This is a genomic window from Mucilaginibacter sp. PAMB04274 (assembly GCF_039634385.2).
GTDB lineage: Bacteria > Bacteroidota > Bacteroidia > Sphingobacteriales > Sphingobacteriaceae > Mucilaginibacter.
In genome coordinates, this window is sequence record NZ_CP155081.2 from 3,300,349 (window position 1) to 3,320,419 (window position 20,071).

Sequence of the window (20,071 nt, forward strand, 5' to 3'; positions counted from 1 at the left end):
ATTGCCTGGCATACCCTAGAAAGCACTAAGGACAAGATGCTTGATTACTTTGTAATGTAGCATTGCAAAGACAGCATTAAACTGATTTGAAGCTGCTTTTTAGCGCAATAAAAAAAGAGGCGCCTTCAAGAACGTAATGTAATTGCAGGTGGTAAATATTCCTGTTAAATATCAGTGAAATTTACCACCTCTGCTATCTTGGCATCAATCAGCTCAATTTCTTTTTTCATTACTTTCAATAAAGGATAAGTTTCGGCATAGCCATCCATACTGAGCAGATCTATTAAACCCTTGATGGTTGCTACCGGCCTGCGGAACTCGTGGGATTGAATATAAGCTATACGGTCCAACTGTACCTGTTGATCCACTACCGCTTGTTGCCTAAATACTCTTTCCGTAATATCTGTAGAATTATACGAAATGCCGATGATGTTTCCATCAGCATCCCTGGCGGGGTCATAAGTCAGCATACACCAAACGGAATGGCCTGCAAAGTCTAGCAGGCGTTCCCGCTTAATACTCTCCCCGGCTAATGCCCGGCTACAATTTTCCATAAAATCGGCCATGTAAACCTCGTTGATGAATTGCTTCACATCCATTCCCTCTTTCATGTCTACTCCGTAGGCTTTGCGGATAAACAAGGTCACCGCCTTATTATAGGCCAGTACACGGAAATTCCGGTCCAATAACAAATGACTGCTCGCCGTACTCTCAAAAAATGAGCGCATAATCAGCTCCGTACGTTTGGCCTCCAGATACTGCAATTTGAGAAAATGGAGGTTGCTTTCAAATTCCAGCAACTGAATTACCTGCCCGGCCAGATTTTCCAGCATTTCCTGTTGCAGCGGTGTCATCGCTCCGGGTTTTTGATCAATCACACATAAACTTCCTAAACGATGTCCATCATGAGTGGTTAAAGGCGCCCCGGCATAAAAACGAATTCCGGCTTTCCTGGTCACTGCAGAATAATCTTGTAGCCTTGAGTCTAAACGGGCATCCGGTACAACCATCACGTGATCACTCTCAAGCACGTAATGACAAAAGGACTCATCCCGCCCGGAGTTGGGCTTAAAATTACCGTTCTCTAAAACGAATTCCGTATCTTCTCCAATTAACGTGATCAAACCACTCGGTGTACCACAGATGTCGGCGGCGAGCTGCGTAATTTCGTTAAACTCTTCCTGCTTGTTGATTTGAATTTTCAGAAAGCGGTGAACCGCTTCTAGTCGGTTAAGTTCTCTTTGCGGCATTGGGGATTGAAGATATTATGATATTGCTGATCATGTTACAGCTAACGCTATTGTTTAAAATTATTGAGTACCACATGTGTCTTCTCCGCCAATTCCTGAAATGCTTGTTCCAGCAAATAAAATTCGGTTAAGTGATCTGGGTAACCCTGCAGTTTCAGTCCGGCCATGGCATCTCTGGCAGCATTTAACGGCTGATGCAGTTCTGTTGACAGAATATGGTTGATTTTCTGAAAAGACTCTTCCTGCATCATCCCCTTCTTTTCATGCTGTACGGTTTGGGTAATATCGGTAGCGCAATAGGACACGCCGGTTATATTGCCTTCCTGATCGAGGGTCGGTTCGTAGCTAATGTACCAGAACAGGTCCCCCTCCGGCGAGTTAACCCGACTTTTCGCCCGTACATTATCCCCAGTCAGCGCCTTATAGCAATTCCGGGTAAACTCATCTACAAAACCAGGATTTACATAATCAACAATGTTTACACCTTCCGAAATTGGCATCCCGTAACTGTTCTTCATAATTTCAGACAGCGCTTTATTGAAAGATACCACCCTTAAATCCCGGTCCAGCAGCAGGTGACAAGAACTGGAGCTCTCAAAAAAAGAGCGCAGCTTGGTTTCTTCCGCCCGGGTTTGATGATACTGCTCATTAAGTACGCCGATACTGGCTTCAAACTCCAAGAGCCGGGTCACTTGTTTAGCCATGCGATGAAGCAGCTTTTTTTGAATATCCGTCAACTCTTTAGGTTTAAGATCATACACACACAATGTGCCCATATGCTGGTCATCATGTGTAATCAAGGGGGAACCTGCATAAAATCGGAGGCCGGGCTCTCCTACGGCAAAAGGGTTATGCATTACCCGCTCATCCGCAAGGATGTCAGGTATTACTAAAAGCTGTTTTTGTACAATGGCATGCTGGCAAATGGTATCCTGTAAGGGGACTTCGCGGATGTCAGTACCGACGCTGAACTTTATGTACTGCGCTTCGCCATCCATAATAGTGATCATGGCAATCGGCGAACCAGAGATTTTGCCGGCTAGTTCAACTATTTGCTGAAGATCCTGTTCTTTGCTGATCTTGAGATTCAAATAACGGCTAACCGTACGTAATCTTGCATTTTCTTTCTCTAGCATAACCTGTTTGCTTACTTTCGGAGTACAATAATCGGATTGCTTTTCCGTATTGTTGCGCTGACTTCCGAAATGTTATATCACCGTGATAAAAATTGAATATTGTTTAAATCTTACTAACCTACACGTAAATTTTTGCGGGTCATCAACACAAACAGACCGCTGCCTCTATCCTAAATGATTGCGCAGTGCAACCTGATGTTATGTAAAAACAACTAGTTTAGCGGTACTGGACTACATATACGTGTTTCTTGTTTTATTGGTTGTGCTAAGCTTGTATGTTCATAACCTGAGAAGCATAGCGGCGATTTCTTATTTGTAGCGAAAGAAATTCATTAAATTGGCGCTCTATTAATTTGAACAAGATTTGAAAGCCCTAATTGCTTTTTTGAAAGCGAACTACCGTACGCTTTTTTCTGTCTCCGTCCTGGCTGCGGTGTTTTACTGCAGTATCCTCCAAAGTTACCTGCTCTTCCACACCATCGTTGAACTGTTTTCTATCGTAGTGGCTTTTGCTGTCTTTATTGTTGCCTGGAACACCCGCAACATGCAGGACAATCCCTATCTCCGTTTTGTTGGTATTGCTTACATTGCCATCGCTGCACTCGACCTGTTGCACACGCTTACTTTCAAAGGCATGAATATTATTCCTGCCAACGAACGGTATTATGCCAATCAATTTTGGGTAGCGACCCGGCTGCTGGAAGCTTTAACATTTGTAGCCGGATTCTATTTCATTAATTACCGCAAACGGATTAGCGCTGATCTGATCTTTTTAAGTTATTTTGTACTAACCCTGCTAATTACGCTTTCTATTCTGGTATACAAAAACTTTCCAAGATGTTACCTCGACGGGTTAGGCCAAACCCCTTTTAAGATCTATGCCGAATACTTTATCATAGCCATACTATTTGTTGCCGGTTGGCTGCTTTTCCAATACCGGCAGCATTTTAGCAGTCAGGCGTATCGCCTTTTGTCTTTTTCACTTTTCTTTACCGTAATCAGTGAATTTTGCTTTACGCTGTATGTTTCCAATTACAGCACAGCCAATGAAATTGGCCATTATGCTAAGTTGATCGCATTTTTTTTAATATACAAAGCGAACGTTGAATCAGGTTTTTTAAATCCAACGGGCACAATATTCAGGGGCCTGAAAGAAGATGAACAAAAGTACCGCACGCTTGCCCAGAACGTTCCGGAGCTTGAGGACAAAAATGCCATGAAAGATAAGCTATTTTCCATCATTGCCCATGACCTCAAAAACCCATTTACTTCTATGCTTTCTTTCAGCGAGATGATCTCTAAAAATGCAGATCGGATGGAAATTGAAAAGGTTAAGCGGATGGGGCAGCGAATTAACGAATCGGGCAAGCAGGCTTTCGTGTTGCTGGAAAATTTGCTAAACTGGTCCCGCGTGCAAAGTGGTTTGATGAAGCCTAACTTTCAACAGGTACTTCTTGACGATATTTATAGAGATGCGCTGACTTTTGCATCCCCAGCAGCAGAAGCCAAAAGCATTCGGCTGATCGTTAAACAAACGGACGAACTGACAGTGTTCGCCGACCGGCTGATGATAGACACTGTTTTACGCAACGTACTCTCTAATGCTATCAAATTCACCCACCACGGTGGTATAATCGAAATCAACGGGGCATTAATGAATAAGGAAGTTACCATTGCTGTGCAGGACTCGGGCGTAGGAATTGAGCCGGCGTTGCAGGAAGAACTACTCGAGATCAGTGCAAGACACACCACTAACGGTACAGACAACGAAAAAGGCACGGGACTGGGACTGGTGCTGTGTAAAGAGTTTGTCGAACTTAATAACGGCCGTATATGGCTCGAAAGCAAGGTAGGTCAGGGAACAACGATCTATTTTTCTTTACCTACACCAAAGAACCTGAACAAGAAAACAGTCGGACAGGTTTCTATTTAAAATCGATTATTCCTGGAGATAAAGGCTGATGGAAACAACCCCCATGCGTTCATCTTGTGCTAGTTGAAAATATTCCAAAGTCTCGGATCAGCATGTAGCACGGCACAACAGAGATGCTGACATCCGATACGCCGGAGACAACGGTCTTGTCGCAAATGATTGAGCAAGGTAAGGGTGTCATTATTAAAAATCTCTTCAGTTACTGGCAAAGATGCTCTTAAGAGTTTTAGCCGGTTTATTTTCCATCCGCGTAAGGGCATTTCCATGTTAGGCTCCCGCCGAGCAAATTACACCCCCCTTTGAGTAAATCGTCAATTGTGCGCTTTTTACCATCGGTTACGATATTTGTAAGGTCCTCGAGCTAAAGCATACAAATTTAATGTGCCATGCACCGTCCTTGTTTATTAGCGGCCAATTAACGAAGTGTAGCTTTACTATAGTGGCATCAATTTAATCTTCATCTCGTTTCCGCGGTTTTTATTCCTTCATGCTTTACCCAAACGTTATATATCTCAACCTCTCCATAAGCATTGCACGACTCGCCATCTGTTTTTTTACTGCCTTTGCAAGATGATTGCACATATGCACCTGCTTTAAAGTAGGCATCGTTAAAAACAATATCAAACGTACTTTTCAAAAGGTCGTTGTAATAACATTTAACGGTGTTATTATTTACCACCATTTTCACGGTAAAACGTGTGCCCAAAATGTAGTTTTCATCGAGCACCTCTCTGGCACCACCGTTTACTGACACCAAAAGCTTCTTATCTTCAATTCTGAAGAATATCACATACTTGTTAGCATCATGTATTTGCCCTACAACCATGTGCTTTCGCACATCGGGTAAGTGAGTTATGCGCTGATCAATGAACAGCGTATGGGTGCCTTCGGCCGATGACCAGGCTGCCGGCTTTTTTCCCCCGTCCGTCATTTCACGTAATTCCGACCGAGGAAAGTTGGATCCACTGGTGGTAGCGCCGCCTGCATTAGCCCTAAAGGCTACCGCATTGTTGGCTTTGCTTGTAAAAAAATAGTCGGGGTTGCTATACGTGTTAAGCACCGGTTGTTTTATTTCATCAGGGTTTACGGAGGCATCTGTGTTTATGGGCAACGTAAGCTTCCAGTTAGTAAGGTTCAACACCTCTCCGGGTAACTTAGCATTTTCAGGTGCGGGCCCCTGTGGGCTATACGCATTTCTTGTAGGCTGCACTGCATATTTGCTGCAGGTTAAAGCCGAAAGCAAAATACCCAAGGCGCAGATATATATTTTCATATTATATATTTAAAATTAGAATGAATTGGCCGCCACCTTTATGGGAGCAGCCAGTTCATTCCAATCTATTTTTGAACAAGTATATCAAACTTTACAGTTGATGTGCCAGCACTCGAAATAGCTTCCTTAGCACGTATAAGTGCATTTTTGTAAGTGATGCCGTTAGCGTCGGGGATACGTAAATAAATTAAGTAGGCATTGGTAGTGTTAAACACACTGGTGGTGGCCGCCGCAGTTGCATCAAAACGAGCACTGCTGCCTGTGGGTGCTACTATGCCGTTGGCGGTAAAAAAGGCATCATCCAGCGCATCAATTGAACCTGCATTGTATTGTGCATAAATATTATCAACGCCTGTACTTCCGGGCACCAACACCCTAAAACGGGTAGCCCTGAAATTTGACGCATTACCGATGACCCACGATGAACCATTACATTTGAAGTTGGAGGCCACGTTGGTAGTATTGGTAGGACTATAAAATGCCGGACCGGTACCAGTACCATAAAAAAGGAACGACATGGTAGATTCACTGGCATTTAAATCGCAATTACCTTTGGTTGTTCCATTATCAACAAAGAAAATAGTGCTGGTACCGGTGGTTTGAGCATTCATGAATACATCCCGGTAAAGTTCAGTTTTGTAGGTGATATTAAGCGGTAAAACTTTCTCAGTTTGCAAATCATCAGTATCAAATGCTATAAGTTTAATGTTGGTAGCGCGCCTCCGAAAAGTGTAATTGTAGTTCAGAGTATAATTTAAGCTTCCGTTCAAATTGCTTATGCTGCTTACCAATACGTATGCGCCCTGATAATCGTCATAAATATCGATTCTTTTTAATCCGGTTACCGATGTTATACTGCCGGTAATGGCTGTAGCACCTGTAAGATTAGGTGTTATACTGGCTGCAAAGTTAGAAAAGTTAGGCTTAAACGCCGCTAAATCAACCGGCATGTTAATGATGGTTTCATTAGTTTGGTTGTAAATATCCGTAGCAACTACTTTAATGTGTTGTGCAGCTTTCCGGTATTTGTAAGCATAGTTAAGCGTATATGTTTTGGCGCCGTTTACATCGTTTAGGCTTCCCGCCAGCTCATAGGTATTTTCCACTTTTGAGTCGTCATATATATCTACTTGCTTTAGACCATAATTAGAGGTAATAGTACCCGTAATGGCTGTGTTACCGCCATTTAAATTAGCGGTAATGCTGGCTGGGAAATTGGTTAACTGCGGTAAAGCCGGATCGAAGTAAGTTATTTTGATGAAGCCCTGTATGCTGCTGTTATCCGTTTGTTTGGCCATAATTTTAACGCCGGTGGCCTTACTCATGTTATTAACCGGAAAAGAAGATAACGGTATGTTTAACGTATAGTTAGTTGGGTTATCGGCCGTGTTATCAGTTACATAAATAAGTGAATCGGTTGCATTGGCACGAATGAGGTAACAATACACGAAACGTATACCTGCCGATGATGTTAACTGCCCGCCAATACTGGCAGCTGGCGCAAAGTTTTTGGTGGCACGGTTAAAGGTATAATCATCGGCCGTAAAGCTGCTGCTGCCACTACCTGCTATCTTATCCTTTTTGCAGGATAGCATAACCGCGCATGCGCTCAGCATAAATAATATAGGTTTTAAAAATCTTTTCATATCCTTAAAGTTTACCGGTTAGTAGCCTGGATTTTGCGGAATACTGATTTCGTTATTAGTATCAATTTCGCGCTGTGGTATGGGCAGTAAAAGCTTTTGCGTATTCACATTAGCCTGTAAGGTGGTCAGCGGAATGGTTGGCGTATACCTGCCGTAATGCGATGTATATTCTGATGCATAGTAAGCCTGCATAACAGCAACTGCCTGCCCGGTACGCACCAAATCAAAAAACCGCTGGTTCTCAAAAGCCAGTTCTAACCTACGTTCATCAAGCAAAGCCGTTATAAAGGCGGCTTGTGTGGTTATAGCTGCTGTACCTGTTGCCGGATATTTATAAAAAGCTGCTGTAAAGCTGCCGGTAGTATAATTACCTGCCCCTGCCCTTTCACGTATCTGGTTAATAATACCTACCGAAGTACCGGCCGGACCATCAAAACCTGTAGCCTCTGCCTTGAGCAACAATACGTCAGAAAAGCGGATTACCGGAAAGTCGTTCTCAGCATCATTTTTTACCAGCACTTTTGATAAAAACTTATTAACGTAATATGGGGTGGTGCTACCCGCATAGGTACCAATTGTTACTGGCTTACGCGCGTCGCTGAAGCTGGTGTTTGATATTCTAAATGCAGAATTTAGGTTTGTAGTTGGATAATTAAAGCCGCTACCATCGCCATTTACAATGGCATCGCCGCTGCTAGCCGGTGCAAAAGTATTGGCCATTGAATTGCCTAAGCCTACCAAACCAGCTTTGAAGCGTACCGTAAATAGTATTTCACGATTCATTTCGTTGCTTATTGAAAACACGTTAGCATAATTAGTTTCCAGGCCATAACCGCTGTTGCTAATCACATCATTAAGCAGGGCCAATGCATCAGCGGGGCGCGGCACAGGTAAGGTTAAATATACCTTGGCCAGTAAAGCTTTAGCCGACCAGGCATTAGCGCGACCTACATCTGCAGATGGAATTTGACCATATTTATTAGCAGGCAGCAAACTGGCGGCTCCCTCTAAATCGGCTATAATCAATTTATAGCAATCCTCAACCGATGAACGGTTAACCTGCTTTGAAGCTGCAGGTTCGAGCGGTTGCGTTACTAAAAATACGCCACCAAACAGGCGTACTAAATTAAAGTAATGATAAGCCCTTAAAAACAGCGCCTGCCCTGCAAGTTGCGACTTTTGTGCCGCTGTAACATTGGCTGTAGGCTGGCCGTAATTTAACTGTCCGTTTTGGTACGTTACGCCCAAGCTGCGCAATACATAATTGATGTTCCGGATATTTTTATAAACGCTCAGCCAATAGTTGTATATCTGCTGGTGCTGTGCACTTGCTGTATACATATTAAGCTGGTTAAGTTCCACGTTTGCATTGGTAGTACTGCTTACCGAACGTTGTTTAGCATTATCGCTGCGTAATTCGGTTAGCATCCATTCATACAAAAGTGGTTCTTGCATGCCGTTGTAACAACCGGATAACGCGTTGTTTACCTCGGTGTTGTTACGATAGTATTCTGATGCTACCTCATTCGAAATAGGATCCACATCCACAATTTTTTGGCAGGATGACAGACCATTTAATAAGAAAAGTGTGATGGTTATATAAAGTAATTTTTTCATAGCTCAATCATTAAAAATTGACATCTAAACCAAAAGTGATAGTACGGTTTACCGGAAAGCCACCCCGCTGATAACCCGATACCACGGGTGACGAATACGCTGCAGAGACCATACGCGCCTCAGGATTAATACCCCGGTATGACTTACCGGCTACAAAAAATACGTTATCGGCAGCGGCATACAAGCGTACATTATTAAATTTCACCCGCTTAAGCCAGGTACGTGGCAACGTATAGCCAATTATTACGTTACGTAAAAATGCGTATGAAGCACTTTCAACCGCATAATCAGTTAGTAGCAGGTCGGCGGCTATGCCATTGGTAAAGTAAGGAGTTTTGCCATCGCCGGGGTTAGCAGCGCTTACCCACCGGTTGTCTGTAAAGTTGCGGTTAAGCTTTTTACTTTCGTTATAAAACAGGTCGCCGTTTACTAACTTTCCGCCCTGCGATCCCTGCATAATTAGAGTTAAATCAATACCCTTAAACTTAAAGCTATTGGTTATACCCCACGTAAAATCAGGAAAAGGATTGCCAATAACGGTACGGTCGTTTATATCGATCTTATTGTCGCCGTTTAAATCTTTAAGCTTTAAACCTCCGGGCTGAAAGTAACTTTGCAGTATGGAAGTCTGTCCACTGGCCAGTGCTGCGTCCACATCAGCCTGAGAAAGCCACACACCGTCTGACTGGTAGCCGTAAAACTGTACATAAGGCGAACCAACTATAGTGGCATAAATTTCGTTACGCTCGCCATAATTATACTGGTAAGGCTCGCCACCAAGTTTTAACAGTTTATTGCGGTTTACAGAAATGTTAAAGGAAGTTGTCCAGTAAAATTTTTTACCATTAATATTGGTTGAACTAAACTCGGCCTCAAAACCTTCATTTTTGATGCTGCCATTATTGTTATAAAACACGTTTGATCCGGTGAAAGATTGCGTTCCTTGTTGTAATAGCAATTTATTGGTTCGCGAATTATAATAGTCTAACGTTAAGGTGAATTTATTTTTCATAAAACCCATATCCAAACCAATATCAGTGGAGTTGGTGGTTTCCCAGGTTATTCCGGGGCCAAAGGTTACCGGGTTGTTAGGCGACTGTCCTTGTACTACAGTTCCGGTACCTTCGCCAAATGAATAAGTAGATTTAAACAACAAGTCGAGGTATGAAAAATCGGCAATACGGTTGTTGCCTGTTACGCCATAACTCGCACGGGCTTTTAAACTGCTTAGCCAGTTAGCTGTTTTACTCATAAACTTCTCGTTGCTCAATACCCATCCGGCTGATACTGCCGGAAACCATCCTGTACGGCTTCCTGCATTAAACTTAGAGCTGGCATCGGCACGTAAGCTGGCCGAGAAAAGATACTTGTTAGCATAATCATAATTTACGCGGCCTAAGTATGACACCAGCCCAATCGGAGTTTTGGTGGTGTAGGTGTTTAGCTGGTCAATAACCGATGCCTGCGCCAATGTGGTAAAGTCGTCAGACGGAGAATTAGAACCTACGATGCTCGATCCATCAATTGTTGTTTTTTGAACGGTATAACCTAACAAACCGGTAATACTGTGCTTCTTGAAACTTTGTGTATAGTTCAGTGTGTTTTCCCACAAATAATCGATAGTACGCGAGGTTACAATACTGCCAGAGTTTACGTCACCATCTTTGCGTGCATTGCTCTTGGTAAAAATGTCATTTTCCACACTGCGGTAATAGCCGCTTAAGGCCGATTTAAATACCAGTGCTTTACTAAATCTGTAGTTTAAATCTGTACTGCCTTGCAGGCGGTAAAAGGTAGCATACCGGTTTTCGCGTGCAGCTATAGATATAGGCGTATTATTGGTTGATGAAAATGGCGCTACGGTGCCCGGGCTGGTGTAAAAAGAACCATCGGGCATGGTGCCTGCGTAAACCAGGTTAGTAAAATGACGGGCCTGTGCATAGTCGCCAGCTCTAACACCAGCCCATTGCGCATTCTGATTCACAAAGGCCGAAGAAAAATCGGTATGGTAAACGGGAATGAATGACAGAAAACGATAATAATCGGTAAAGTTTACGGCCGGTGTTTGTGTTTTAGTATAGGTTGGATTCAGGCTTACATTTAAGCTTAGCTTAGAACTTAAATTTGCATCCACATTAACCTTAAAGTTACCTCGTTGATTCTCACTGTACTTCATAATACCTTGGTCTTGCTGCACGTTGCCCGAAACATAATAACGCAAATCTTTTTTGCCGCCCGAAACGCTGGCCTGTATATTATAAATAGATGCATCGCGCAGGGCTGCCTTTTGCCAGTCGGTTGCTACACCGGTAATTTGATTTTCGATAATGTAGGCTGCACGCTCGTTAGCAGTAATGAGGTTTTGGGAAGCAGTAGGTACGGTTGGGTCATTAGCGCGCTGCCTGGCCTCGTTAAACATCAGCTCGGTATACTCGGTTGTATTCATGATGGGATGCAGTTTGTAAGCGTCCTTAATACCGTAATAAGTTTTGATGCTGTAACGTGGCCTGTCAGCTACACCTTTTTTGGTGGTTACCAAAATAACGCCATTCGCACCGCGCGAACCATAAATGGCCGATGATGCTGCGTCCTTCAGCACCTCAAGCGACTCCACATCCTGCGGACTAACATAAGCCAGGCCATCTTCAATGGGATGGCCGTCAACCACTACCAAGGGCGATGCATTTGCACTAATGGAACTGGCCCCACGAATACGCAGTGTAGGTTCTGACCCTGCTTCCGAACTGTTTATTTGTACGGTTAATCCGGCCAGCTTGCCAATCAATGCATTATCAAGGCGGGAGGTTGGCAGTTCGTCCAGCCTATCGGTTTTCAATTTGGCAACCGCACCGGTTAAGTTAGATTTCTTGATGGTGCCGTAGCCTATTACCACCACATCATCTAAAGTACCCTTATCGGCTATCAGGGTTGCATTTATGGTTTTTTGGTTGTTAACCTTTACTTCTAAAGTTTTGAAGCCAATAAGGCTAAAAACCAGGGTTCCGTTTTCGGGCACACTATTAATTTTGTACTCGCCCTGTACGGTAGTTGAGGTGCCTATGCGCGTGCCTTTTACCATTACGGTAACGCCAGCTAGTATTTCGCCCTGTTCATCAACCACTTTACCTTTAACGCCAATGTTAAAATTAGCAGCGGGTTTGGTTTCACTGGCAAACACCTGTACACAACACAGGGTTACAACCAGCCACAACGTAGCTAAACTTTTACCCCTGCATTTAAATAGTAAATTTCTTCTCACCATTTTAATCAGTTTATTAGGTTAATAATTAGTTTGCAGTGGTTAGCTGCAGCACAATGTTCAATTTGTGCGTGCATTTAAGCGCTGGGACGGCTTAAATGACTTGGTTTATAAGGTTTGTCCCGTATTATAGGGAACAGATTGTTTGGGTTTAGGTTACTGCCGGCTTTACGCCGGCTTGGTTTATGGCCAGTACATAAAAGTATTTTAAGTACTGGCCGGATGTTTTTAAGAAAAGGCTAAGCCACCGTTTATATCGATGTTATTTCCGCTTAAAAAAGATGAATTTTCAGACGCCAGGTAGGCTACCAGATCGGCCACCTCTTGTGCGCTGCCTTCACGGCGTAACGCAGTGGCGTTGCTAATGTTGGTTCGTACCTGCGGGGTACTGAAGGTATCATGAAAAGTGGTTGAAATAACGCCCGGAGCCAGCGCATTAACCCTTATACCCTGCGGGCCCAGTTCTTTAGCCAGTGAGCGGGTATAGGTCATTACGGCACCTTTAGCAGCAGCATAGGCACTTGCGCCAGGCCCTCCGCCATCGCGTGCTGCCAGTGACGAAAAGTTGATGATAGATGAGCCGGCAGGCATAAAAGGCACAGCCGCTTTAGTAGCCAGGTACACCGATTTAAAATTCAGATCAACCACAAAGTCAAAGAAATCTTCATCCATTTCTACAATTTTTTTACGGCCTACCAGGCCACCGGCCACGTTAACTAAAATGTGTATTTCTTGGCCGTAGGCTTCTTTAGTTTTTTCAATTAAGTTGTTGGCATCAGCCATTTTGGTCATATCGCCATGCACCAAAATGCCCTGGCCTCCTTCTGCTTCAATTATCGACAGCGTTTCTTTAGCCGAATCTTCGCTATCAAAATAATTAATCACCACTTTTGCCCCTTCACGAGCCAACTGGCATGATATAGCCCGGCCAATATCTCTGGCCCCACCCGTAACTACGGCAACTTTGTTTTGTAAACGCATGATTTGATTTAATTAGAATTAATATTTTTTGAGTTCATGAAATTTATAGCGAGCCAGGCCAACGGGACTAAAACCGCCCCCAGTACAAAAAAAGACACATAGCTGGTTTGTGTAATAACCGGTACAGCCCAGGTAGTAAAGAGGGTGCCTACCACAGCTGCAGTACCGCCCATACCAGCAACGGTACCCACATTTTTACCATTAAAGTAATCGCTTGGCAGAGTTTGAAGGTTACCGATTAAAAACTGGAAGCCAAATAAAACTGTACCAATTAAGGCCATGGCCAGTGATGGCTTCTCCTTTAACGTACTTAAGGTTGCCAGTATGCCAATTAAGCCAATCAGCATAAAAATGCAGCCTATGGTAACAGCTCGCTTACGTGCCCGGCCTGCCTTGGTGCCTTGTTTAATTAACCTTGATGAATAAAAGCCACCCAGCAAACTGCCAATAGCAGCACACAGATAAGGGAACCAGGTAAAGGCACCTATCTGTTTAATGTCAAACATAAATTGCTCTTTTAAAAACGTAGGCAACCAGGTTACAAACAGCCACCAAACCGGATCAATAAAAAAGCGACCTAATATAATGCCCCAGGTGCTGCGGTATTGTAACAACTGCGACCAGCTTAACACCACTGTATTTTGCGTTGCACCAGCCACCATGCTTTCAGACGATAAAATATGCTCTTGTTCTTCGGGTGTTATCCAGCTGTGTTTATCGGGTGTATTTTTGTTGATGATGAGCCAAGGCAGTAACCAAATAAGCCCCAGGCCCCCTATCATGAAAAACGTTGTTTTCCACCCAAAAGCCACAAATAGTATGGCTATTACAGGTGCAGATATAACCGAGCCTAATGATGCGCCTGCACCAAAAATGCCTTGTGCAATAGCCCGCTCCTTAGCCGGAAACCATTCAGCGTTACTTTTAGTGGCACCAGGCCAATTACCGGCTTCAAAAAAGCCGAGGAAAAACCTGAATATGTTGAATGAAAATATAGACCGTGCCAGCGCATGCAAGGCAATGGATACACTCCAGCCAGCTATGGATACCGCCATGCCCAGGCGTGTACCTACGGCATCCATCAGTTTGCCGGTAAATGTTTGGCCTAATGCGTAAGCCAACATAAAAAAGGTAGTAATTAAGGCCAGTGTGCTTTTGTTATCAACATCGGCTATACCAAACTCGTGGTATATGTAAGGCCACATTATATTGATGGCGCTACGGTCAATATAATTAATAACCGTGGCCAGTCCAATAAGCGCAATAATAAACCAGCGTAAACCTTTAACTTTCATTAATTTATGGGTTATTGGTGTACACCAACACTTTTCAGGAATTCCATGATCTGGGCGTTAAGCTCAGTTTTCTTTTCGGGTGTAAACTTGCCATGCTGGCCACCCGCAACAGTCACAAACTGCGATTTAACGCCCATGTCCTGATACTTTTTGTACAGAATTACCGATTGTTCATAAGGCACCACCGGATCGGCATCACCATGCACAATAAAGGTTGGCGGGCTGCTCTTTTTAACATAAGTAATAGGCGATACCGATTCGGCAAAGCCTTTTTCTTTAGCCCTGTCTCCAAGCCACTGGATAGCCGACTTGCTGGTTTTATGCGGACCATAAGCCCAGTCGCTTACATCGGCAATGCCATACTGATCTATAATAGCGGCAACCTTAATGGTTTTAGTGGTTTTGCAGTTAGTGTCAAATTTATGGTCGTTTTCCAGCAAGCCGCCCATTAAGGCCAGGTGTGCCCCCGCTGATCCGCCCATGATGACAATTTTGTTAGCATCTACATTCAGTTCCTTGGCGTGCTCAACAATATAGATCAGTGCACACCGCACATCCTCAATAGCTGCCGGTGCAGGTGCTGCTTGCGATAAGCGGTATTCCACATTAGCTACAGCATAACCTTTTTTAAAAAAGGCATTCCAGCCCGATTGGTCTTCTTTCCGCCCTTTGTTCCAACCGCCGCCGTGAATGTTAATCACTACCGGAGACGGGGCTTTATCTTTAGGTGCCAGGTATAAATCCATGCGTCCATCCCAGCCATTTACCTTAGTATACACCACATCAATCTGCGATGTATAGCCGGCAGGCGTTTTTATAACTTTCGGCACGGCAGCACTGTCTTGTGCTTTTGCTGCAACACACATAAGTGCCAGTAATGCCACGATGTATATTCTTCTCATGTTTATAAGGATGGGGTTAGTACTTAATGTTTTCAATAAAATCTTCGCGGTGAGGGCTAAATACATCAACCAGTATACCCGGTTCAAGGCATACACAGCCGTGTATTTCGTGCGGCGGTACATAGTAGCCGTCACCTTTGCGTATAATCTTTTTGTGATCGCCTATGGTCATCTCAAATACACCACTATCTACATAAGTAACCTGCGAGTGGTAATGCTGGTGCAGTGTACCCACAGCGCCTTCTTCAAACTTGGCCTTTACCAGCATGATTTTATCATCGTAACCGTACATCTGCCGTTTCACGCCATTTCCTAAATCCTGCCACGGAGTTTCGTCTTCTATCTGAAATAAAGTTCCTTGTAACATTGCTATTAATTTACTTGTACAAAATTGTTCTTATCCTGGTAATTGAGGGTAACGGTATAAGCTTTATGCTTCACCTCGAAAGTGAATATCGTTTTACTATCGTTGGAGCTTATTATATTCAGCTTACCAATGGCGCTTTTAGCACCAGATGTGGTTTCGGCTACAGGGTCAATTTGCCCGTGGTTTTCGGTTAGCGTAACAAATGTTTGGTTGGCGGCTTGCGGCTGCGACAACATAAAAGCTTTGCTTTCCAATATACTCATATCAGGGTCATTGGCCCCGGTTGATACCAGTTTGACTTTCATGGGCGCAGTGCCGGCAAAGCAGGTGGTGTAAAAGCTTTGCCCCTGCATTACGCTTACGTACCCTTCGGCTGCAGGCACTTCGTTTTCGCTGTTGAGCCATAAATGCTGGTAACCATTTGATTTTCCCAACGCCTTTAAATCATCCCGAATAGCTTCCTTTTTGAATGAAGCGTCAACAATGGTTCCTTTGTACCAGTAGGGTAAATCATACTGGTGATTAGTTGCCGCTGATGCTTTTACCACATCAACCAGCAAGGGTTTAGTTAACCCCGGCACTTGCATTAAAGCCGTGGCACGAACCATTTGCACACCCGGATAAGCGTGGTCCTCGCGGGCGCTTACTACTTGTATTTTATCTGTGATTTTAAACGCAACTAATTCAGGGTGATATTTGGAAGCTTCTTTCAGGTTGCCTTTAAAATGCGACATCTGATCAACCACCAATGCATTATGTGCCACGGTTTGCTTTGCCCATGAGGTATTTTCGGACAAATAACCGCCGCCGTTTTTAGTTTCGATGTTTATAAAGCGCGAAGCTCCATAGTCGGGAAACACCTCGCCGCCGTTGTCATAGTACAACATGTTCAGCCGGTCGAAGTGGCCGTGGCCCATACCTTGTGCAGCGGCTTTTAACAATACGGCCTGTTGCTTATTGCCTTCGCCCCAGCGCAGGATGCCAATACCTCCTTCATCGCCTTTCTTACCGTCTGTCATCCACATAGGCTGGTAGTTGAAGGGTTTAGCCAAACCAGCAGCCAGATCTTTAGCCACCTTAAGACCTGCATCAGATACCACCACCCTTTTCTGACGGGCTGCTACATCAAGCAAACCTTTATCAGGACTAATATCTGCATAGGCAATATCAACTGCATTAATCAGCTCTAAACTTTCGAAGGTTTTATCCTTCATGGCATCATTAATAGGGAAAAAAGCGCCGTTGCTGTAAGTCCCCTGCAAGGCAATGTTTACTGCCTTGGTTAAAATACCACTGTGATACTGAAATATATGCCTTTGAGGTTCGTATTGGTTTATGGCTTTGGCAAAAACCACAAACGGCAGTAAGGCATAGCGCTGATAATAAAACCCTTCGGTGTAGTAACCATCGGGCGAAAAGAGCTCATCTACCTGTGCCAAAAAGCCGCTTTGCCCGCTTTTATCGGTTCCTTTGAGGGCCATTTGCACCCACTCGGGCTTGTTTAATACATAACCGGTTAAGCCTACCGCTGCAACAGCCCAGGTACCGTGGTTGTGCAAACGGTCAAAAGTTTCCTTGTTATCGTCGTAAATAAACTTTACGATAGGGGCAAATAATTGTGTTTCGATGATCTTGCGGTCGGCCGGAGTTATACCGTTATATACCATATCGTAGCCTTGTATTACGTTTACCTGCCAAACACAATCATTTAGAATTTGCCAAAACATACGGCCGGGTGGGTTGCTGTTTTCGCGCTTTGGATGTAATGGCCATTTTTGATACTGAGCCGCATATTGCAGCAGCACGTTTTTAACATAAGTGGCGTATTTAGCATCGCCGGTTATTTGGTAAGCTATACCGCAGGCCATTATATTTTGGTAATTACGCTTATGCTGTTCATGACTGGCTCCACCACCACCATCTTTCGGAACCGGTACAACAACAGGAGCCGCCAACGCGCGGTCGGCCTCTTTTTTTACATCCTGGTAAGAGCTTTTAAGTAACGGATATAGGGTTACACCTTTGCGCACTGCAGCAATATTGGCCTTAGTAAGCATTATATTAGGGTGTATTTGCGCAAGGGCACAAACGCTAAAACAAAGGCATGAGAGTAGTGATACCACCTTTTTAAAGTAGTTCATTTTCATGTTTTTAAAATGGATTTAAGCGGTTATAGAACGCTTTATTGGTTGTTTATAATTTTTTTTGCTGTATAATCGGTTCGGCTTATCTGCAGTATTTCGTCAAGGTGTTGTGCCATGGCATCTTCGGCAGCATCAATATCACCTGCTTTTAAAGCTTCTAATATGGCGCGGTGCTCTTTCATAGCAGTTTTGCCCCGGTTTTCGCCACACACTTTATTTTCGATAATGGTTTTAATCAAGTCAGGAATTAATACCAGTATCATAGATTCGATAACAGAGTTGTTGGCGGCACGCGCTATCATGATATGAAAGAGCATATCCTCTTCTACCGCATCCTGGTTTGCCAGGGTCTTAGTTTCATAATCAAGCAAAGCCTGCTCAATGGCTTCCAAGTCGGCCTGGCTTCTGCGCTCGGCCGCCAGTTTAACGGCGTCTAGTTCCAAATAATACCGCGCTTCAATTAATGCACTAAAATTGTCTTTGTTAAGCTTTATGATATCATTAATGATATTATCAATCACCTTAATACTTAAGCCTGAAACGTAAGTGCCACTTTGTGGATTAGTTTTTAGTAAGCCATAAAACTCCAGTTTCAAAATAGCTTCGCGAACATAGCTGCGACCTACACCAAATTTTTCGGACAAGGATCGCTCGGCCGGTAACCTATCCCCAGGCTTTAACTGGCCCGAGACGATCAGTTGCTTTAACTCCCTGATGATTTTATCAACAGAACTTTCAGGCTGCATAGCCGGCAGTGTTTCAGTAATTGGCTTCATAAATTGGTTGACCAGATTGGTTAACCAAATATGGATTGTTATTTTTGTATTTGCAAATAAAAAAGATTAATTTTTTTTGCCTGTTGTGGGTATGTGTAATAGTAATTGGGGAAGTTGCTGACCATCAACAAAGATGCAATGACAACTAACTCAAATTTACATTTGAATTAAGATGGCTGTGGTTGGAGGTATCATTTACAGCAACGAACGATTGCCGAGATTGTTACCGAAGCGGTAGGTGAAGGTAATTTCATGCGTATTATTACGGAAGCCGTTGACGACATTATTGTTTACTGTACCAAATTGATAAGAATAGCCAACTTTTAACAGGTCTGATGTGTAGGAAAGAATCCCTGCCATCTCTTTGTTAGTCCGGTAGTTAGCCCCCAGCCCCAGGGTACTTTTCAGGTATAAGGTGGTCGAGAAGTTGCAAACCAATGGCAGGTCTTTAGCATAGCTGGCAAGCACTGAGGGCTTAACTCTAACCTCTCCACCTTCATCGCCCAGTAGATAAGCGCCTGAAAAATTGTAATGACTGCTAAAAAAGCTGTTATCAACCAGTGATGCCTGACCTAAACTGCGCGTAGTAAACTCAGGTACGGCTATACCAAGATAATATCTTGCACTATGGTACAAAATTCCAAAGCCAATATTTGGCCTTGATTCCCTTACATCGTTTCTAAACTGCGGATCAGTAGCATCCAACGAAGAATAGTTGGCAGTATACCTCCTGATTCCTAAATTCAGGGAAACCGAGAGATACTGACCTCCCTGGGCCAGGCGTATGCGCTTGGCCAAAAATGCGTTGATTTCGGTGAGGCGTTCAATGGCAAACTGATCATTAAGCAACACCAGGCCGGCCGTTGCACCAATGGATTCTACAGGCAGTTGTCCGTTAAAAATGAAAGTAGACGGTGCGCCCTCAATACCTGTAAGTTGCCTTCGTATAACCACGTTTACGGATCCCGCTTGCTCCAGCACGGCGGCAGCAGTATTTAAAGGCACAAGGTTGTGCATATACTGCGTGTAGTTAAAAAGTTGCTGGGCTTTACAATTTTGTGCTGCAATAAAACAGCAAAAAGCCGTTATTAAACCGAATGTTTGCTTGCAGATAGATAGGTGTGGATGTGATGGTTTTGGTTTTGAGTTATTCATAAAGGATAAATTAAACGCTGTTGCTTATACAACAAGATTTGTTTAAACCTATTTATATACTGTATTTCTGGTTTATCTTAATTGGTTAGGATAAAAAGGCACTTTAGCTGTAATAGTACGTAATACAGCCTATGCCTGATGCATCATTTTAGAATAGTTGAACGCCGGTAAGCCTCCGATGATATGCGGTTCAATGTAGAAACTACAAGCAACAATTAGCCATTTTATTGTGCACACATACCGTATCGTTTAAAAACACACTTTCTCATTAACTTGCTCATTAATAGAGCAAAACGATCTAAAATCAGCACACGACTTAACCGACAGTTAACTCATC

The 20,071-nt window shown here is 43.6% G+C and carries 14 protein-coding genes; 1 reads left to right on the forward strand and 13 read right to left on the reverse strand.

Annotated elements, in window-relative coordinates; all coding sequences use genetic code 11:
- Positions 1-164: 164 nt before the first annotated feature.
- Together ABDD95_RS13910 and ABDD95_RS13915 are read right to left on the reverse strand one after the other, a co-directional pair.
- Complete coding sequence (locus tag ABDD95_RS13910; RefSeq protein ID WP_345947939.1) at positions 165-1,250, reverse strand: GAF domain-containing protein; 1,086 nt, start codon at positions 1,248-1,250, stop codon at positions 165-167.
- A 47-nt stretch (positions 1,251-1,297) separates the two neighbouring features.
- On the reverse strand, positions 1,298-2,386 hold the full coding sequence (locus ABDD95_RS13915) for a GAF domain-containing protein (RefSeq protein WP_345947940.1): 1,089 nt from the start codon (positions 2,384-2,386) through the stop codon (positions 1,298-1,300).
- 364 nt (positions 2,387-2,750) lie between these two features.
- Here ABDD95_RS13915 and ABDD95_RS13920 point away from each other — a divergent pair, with 364 nt between their 5' ends.
- Positions 2,751-4,319, forward strand: coding sequence for an MASE3 domain-containing protein (locus ABDD95_RS13920; RefSeq protein ID WP_345947941.1), 1,569 nt, complete (start codon positions 2,751-2,753; stop codon positions 4,317-4,319).
- Between the two features lie 457 nt (positions 4,320-4,776).
- Here ABDD95_RS13920 and ABDD95_RS13925 read toward each other — a convergent pair whose 3' ends face one another.
- The 11 genes from ABDD95_RS13925 to ABDD95_RS13975 all read right to left on the reverse strand — a co-directional run bounded on the left by ABDD95_RS13925 (position 4,777) and on the right by ABDD95_RS13975 (position 19,734).
- Entirely contained in the window at positions 4,777-5,592 is an 816-nt protein-coding gene (locus tag ABDD95_RS13925) for a polysaccharide lyase family 7 protein (RefSeq protein WP_345947942.1), read from the reverse strand.
- Between the two features lie 65 nt (positions 5,593-5,657).
- On the reverse strand, positions 5,658-7,238 hold the full coding sequence (locus ABDD95_RS13930) for a hypothetical protein (protein ID WP_345947943.1): 1,581 nt from the start codon (positions 7,236-7,238) through the stop codon (positions 5,658-5,660).
- A gap of 18 nt (positions 7,239-7,256) precedes the next feature.
- Complete coding sequence (locus ABDD95_RS13935; RefSeq protein WP_345947944.1) at positions 7,257-8,855, reverse strand: RagB/SusD family nutrient uptake outer membrane protein; 1,599 nt, start codon at positions 8,853-8,855, stop codon at positions 7,257-7,259.
- A 10-nt stretch (positions 8,856-8,865) separates the two neighbouring features.
- On the reverse strand, positions 8,866-12,117 hold the full coding sequence (locus tag ABDD95_RS13940; protein WP_345947945.1) for a TonB-dependent receptor: 3,252 nt from the start codon (positions 12,115-12,117) through the stop codon (positions 8,866-8,868).
- 225 nt (positions 12,118-12,342) lie between these two features.
- Positions 12,343-13,095, reverse strand: coding sequence for an SDR family oxidoreductase (locus ABDD95_RS13945; protein WP_345947946.1), 753 nt, complete (start codon positions 13,093-13,095; stop codon positions 12,343-12,345).
- 8 nt (positions 13,096-13,103) lie between these two features.
- Positions 13,104-14,390 carry an MFS transporter gene (locus ABDD95_RS13950; RefSeq protein WP_345947947.1) on the reverse strand — a complete coding sequence of 429 codons (1,287 nt, stop codon included), beginning with the start codon at positions 14,388-14,390 and terminating at the stop codon, positions 13,104-13,106.
- 11 nt (positions 14,391-14,401) lie between these two features.
- Positions 14,402-15,292 (reverse strand): alpha/beta hydrolase, encoded by an 891-nt coding sequence (locus ABDD95_RS13955; RefSeq protein WP_345947948.1) that lies wholly within the window; start codon positions 15,290-15,292, stop codon positions 14,402-14,404.
- 16 nt (positions 15,293-15,308) lie between these two features.
- The gene (locus ABDD95_RS13960; RefSeq protein ID WP_345947949.1) at positions 15,309-15,659 is read right to left on the reverse strand and encodes a cupin domain-containing protein; all 351 of its coding nucleotides are present in this window, start codon (positions 15,657-15,659) and stop codon (positions 15,309-15,311) included.
- A 5-nt stretch (positions 15,660-15,664) separates the two neighbouring features.
- Positions 15,665-17,806: a heparinase II/III family protein gene (locus ABDD95_RS13965; protein ID WP_345947950.1), complete on the reverse strand. Its 2,142-nt coding sequence runs from the start codon at positions 17,804-17,806 to the stop codon at positions 15,665-15,667.
- 35 nt (positions 17,807-17,841) lie between these two features.
- On the reverse strand, positions 17,842-18,579 hold the full coding sequence (locus ABDD95_RS13970; protein ID WP_345947951.1) for a FadR/GntR family transcriptional regulator: 738 nt from the start codon (positions 18,577-18,579) through the stop codon (positions 17,842-17,844).
- A gap of 195 nt (positions 18,580-18,774) precedes the next feature.
- Positions 18,775-19,734: a PorP/SprF family type IX secretion system membrane protein gene (locus tag ABDD95_RS13975; RefSeq protein WP_345947952.1), complete on the reverse strand. Its 960-nt coding sequence runs from the start codon at positions 19,732-19,734 to the stop codon at positions 18,775-18,777.
- Positions 19,735-20,071 lie beyond the last annotated feature (337 nt).

Coding starts and splice junctions, on each gene's coding strand:
- ABDD95_RS13910 (WP_345947939.1), bottom strand. CDS start 1,250: ATGCCGCAAAGAGAACTTAACCGACTAGAAGCGGTTCACCGCTTTCTG.
- ABDD95_RS13915 (WP_345947940.1), bottom strand. CDS start 2,386: ATGCTAGAGAAAGAAAATGCAAGATTACGTACGGTTAGCCGTTATTTG.
- ABDD95_RS13925 (WP_345947942.1), bottom strand. CDS start 5,592: ATGAAAATATATATCTGCGCCTTGGGTATTTTGCTTTCGGCTTTAACC.
- ABDD95_RS13930 (WP_345947943.1), bottom strand. CDS start 7,238: ATGAAAAGATTTTTAAAACCTATATTATTTATGCTGAGCGCATGCGCG.
- ABDD95_RS13935 (WP_345947944.1), bottom strand. CDS start 8,855: ATGAAAAAATTACTTTATATAACCATCACACTTTTCTTATTAAATGGT.
- ABDD95_RS13940 (WP_345947945.1), bottom strand. CDS start 12,117: ATGGTGAGAAGAAATTTACTATTTAAATGCAGGGGTAAAAGTTTAGCT.
- ABDD95_RS13945 (WP_345947946.1), bottom strand. CDS start 13,095: ATGCGTTTACAAAACAAAGTTGCCGTAGTTACGGGTGGGGCCAGAGAT.
- ABDD95_RS13950 (WP_345947947.1), bottom strand. CDS start 14,390: ATGAAAGTTAAAGGTTTACGCTGGTTTATTATTGCGCTTATTGGACTG.
- ABDD95_RS13955 (WP_345947948.1), bottom strand. CDS start 15,292: ATGAGAAGAATATACATCGTGGCATTACTGGCACTTATGTGTGTTGCA.
- ABDD95_RS13960 (WP_345947949.1), bottom strand. CDS start 15,659: ATGTTACAAGGAACTTTATTTCAGATAGAAGACGAAACTCCGTGGCAG.
- ABDD95_RS13965 (WP_345947950.1), bottom strand. CDS start 17,806: ATGAAAATGAACTACTTTAAAAAGGTGGTATCACTACTCTCATGCCTT.
- ABDD95_RS13970 (WP_345947951.1), bottom strand. CDS start 18,579: ATGAAGCCAATTACTGAAACACTGCCGGCTATGCAGCCTGAAAGTTCT.
- ABDD95_RS13975 (WP_345947952.1), bottom strand. CDS start 19,734: ATGAATAACTCAAAACCAAAACCATCACATCCACACCTATCTATCTGC.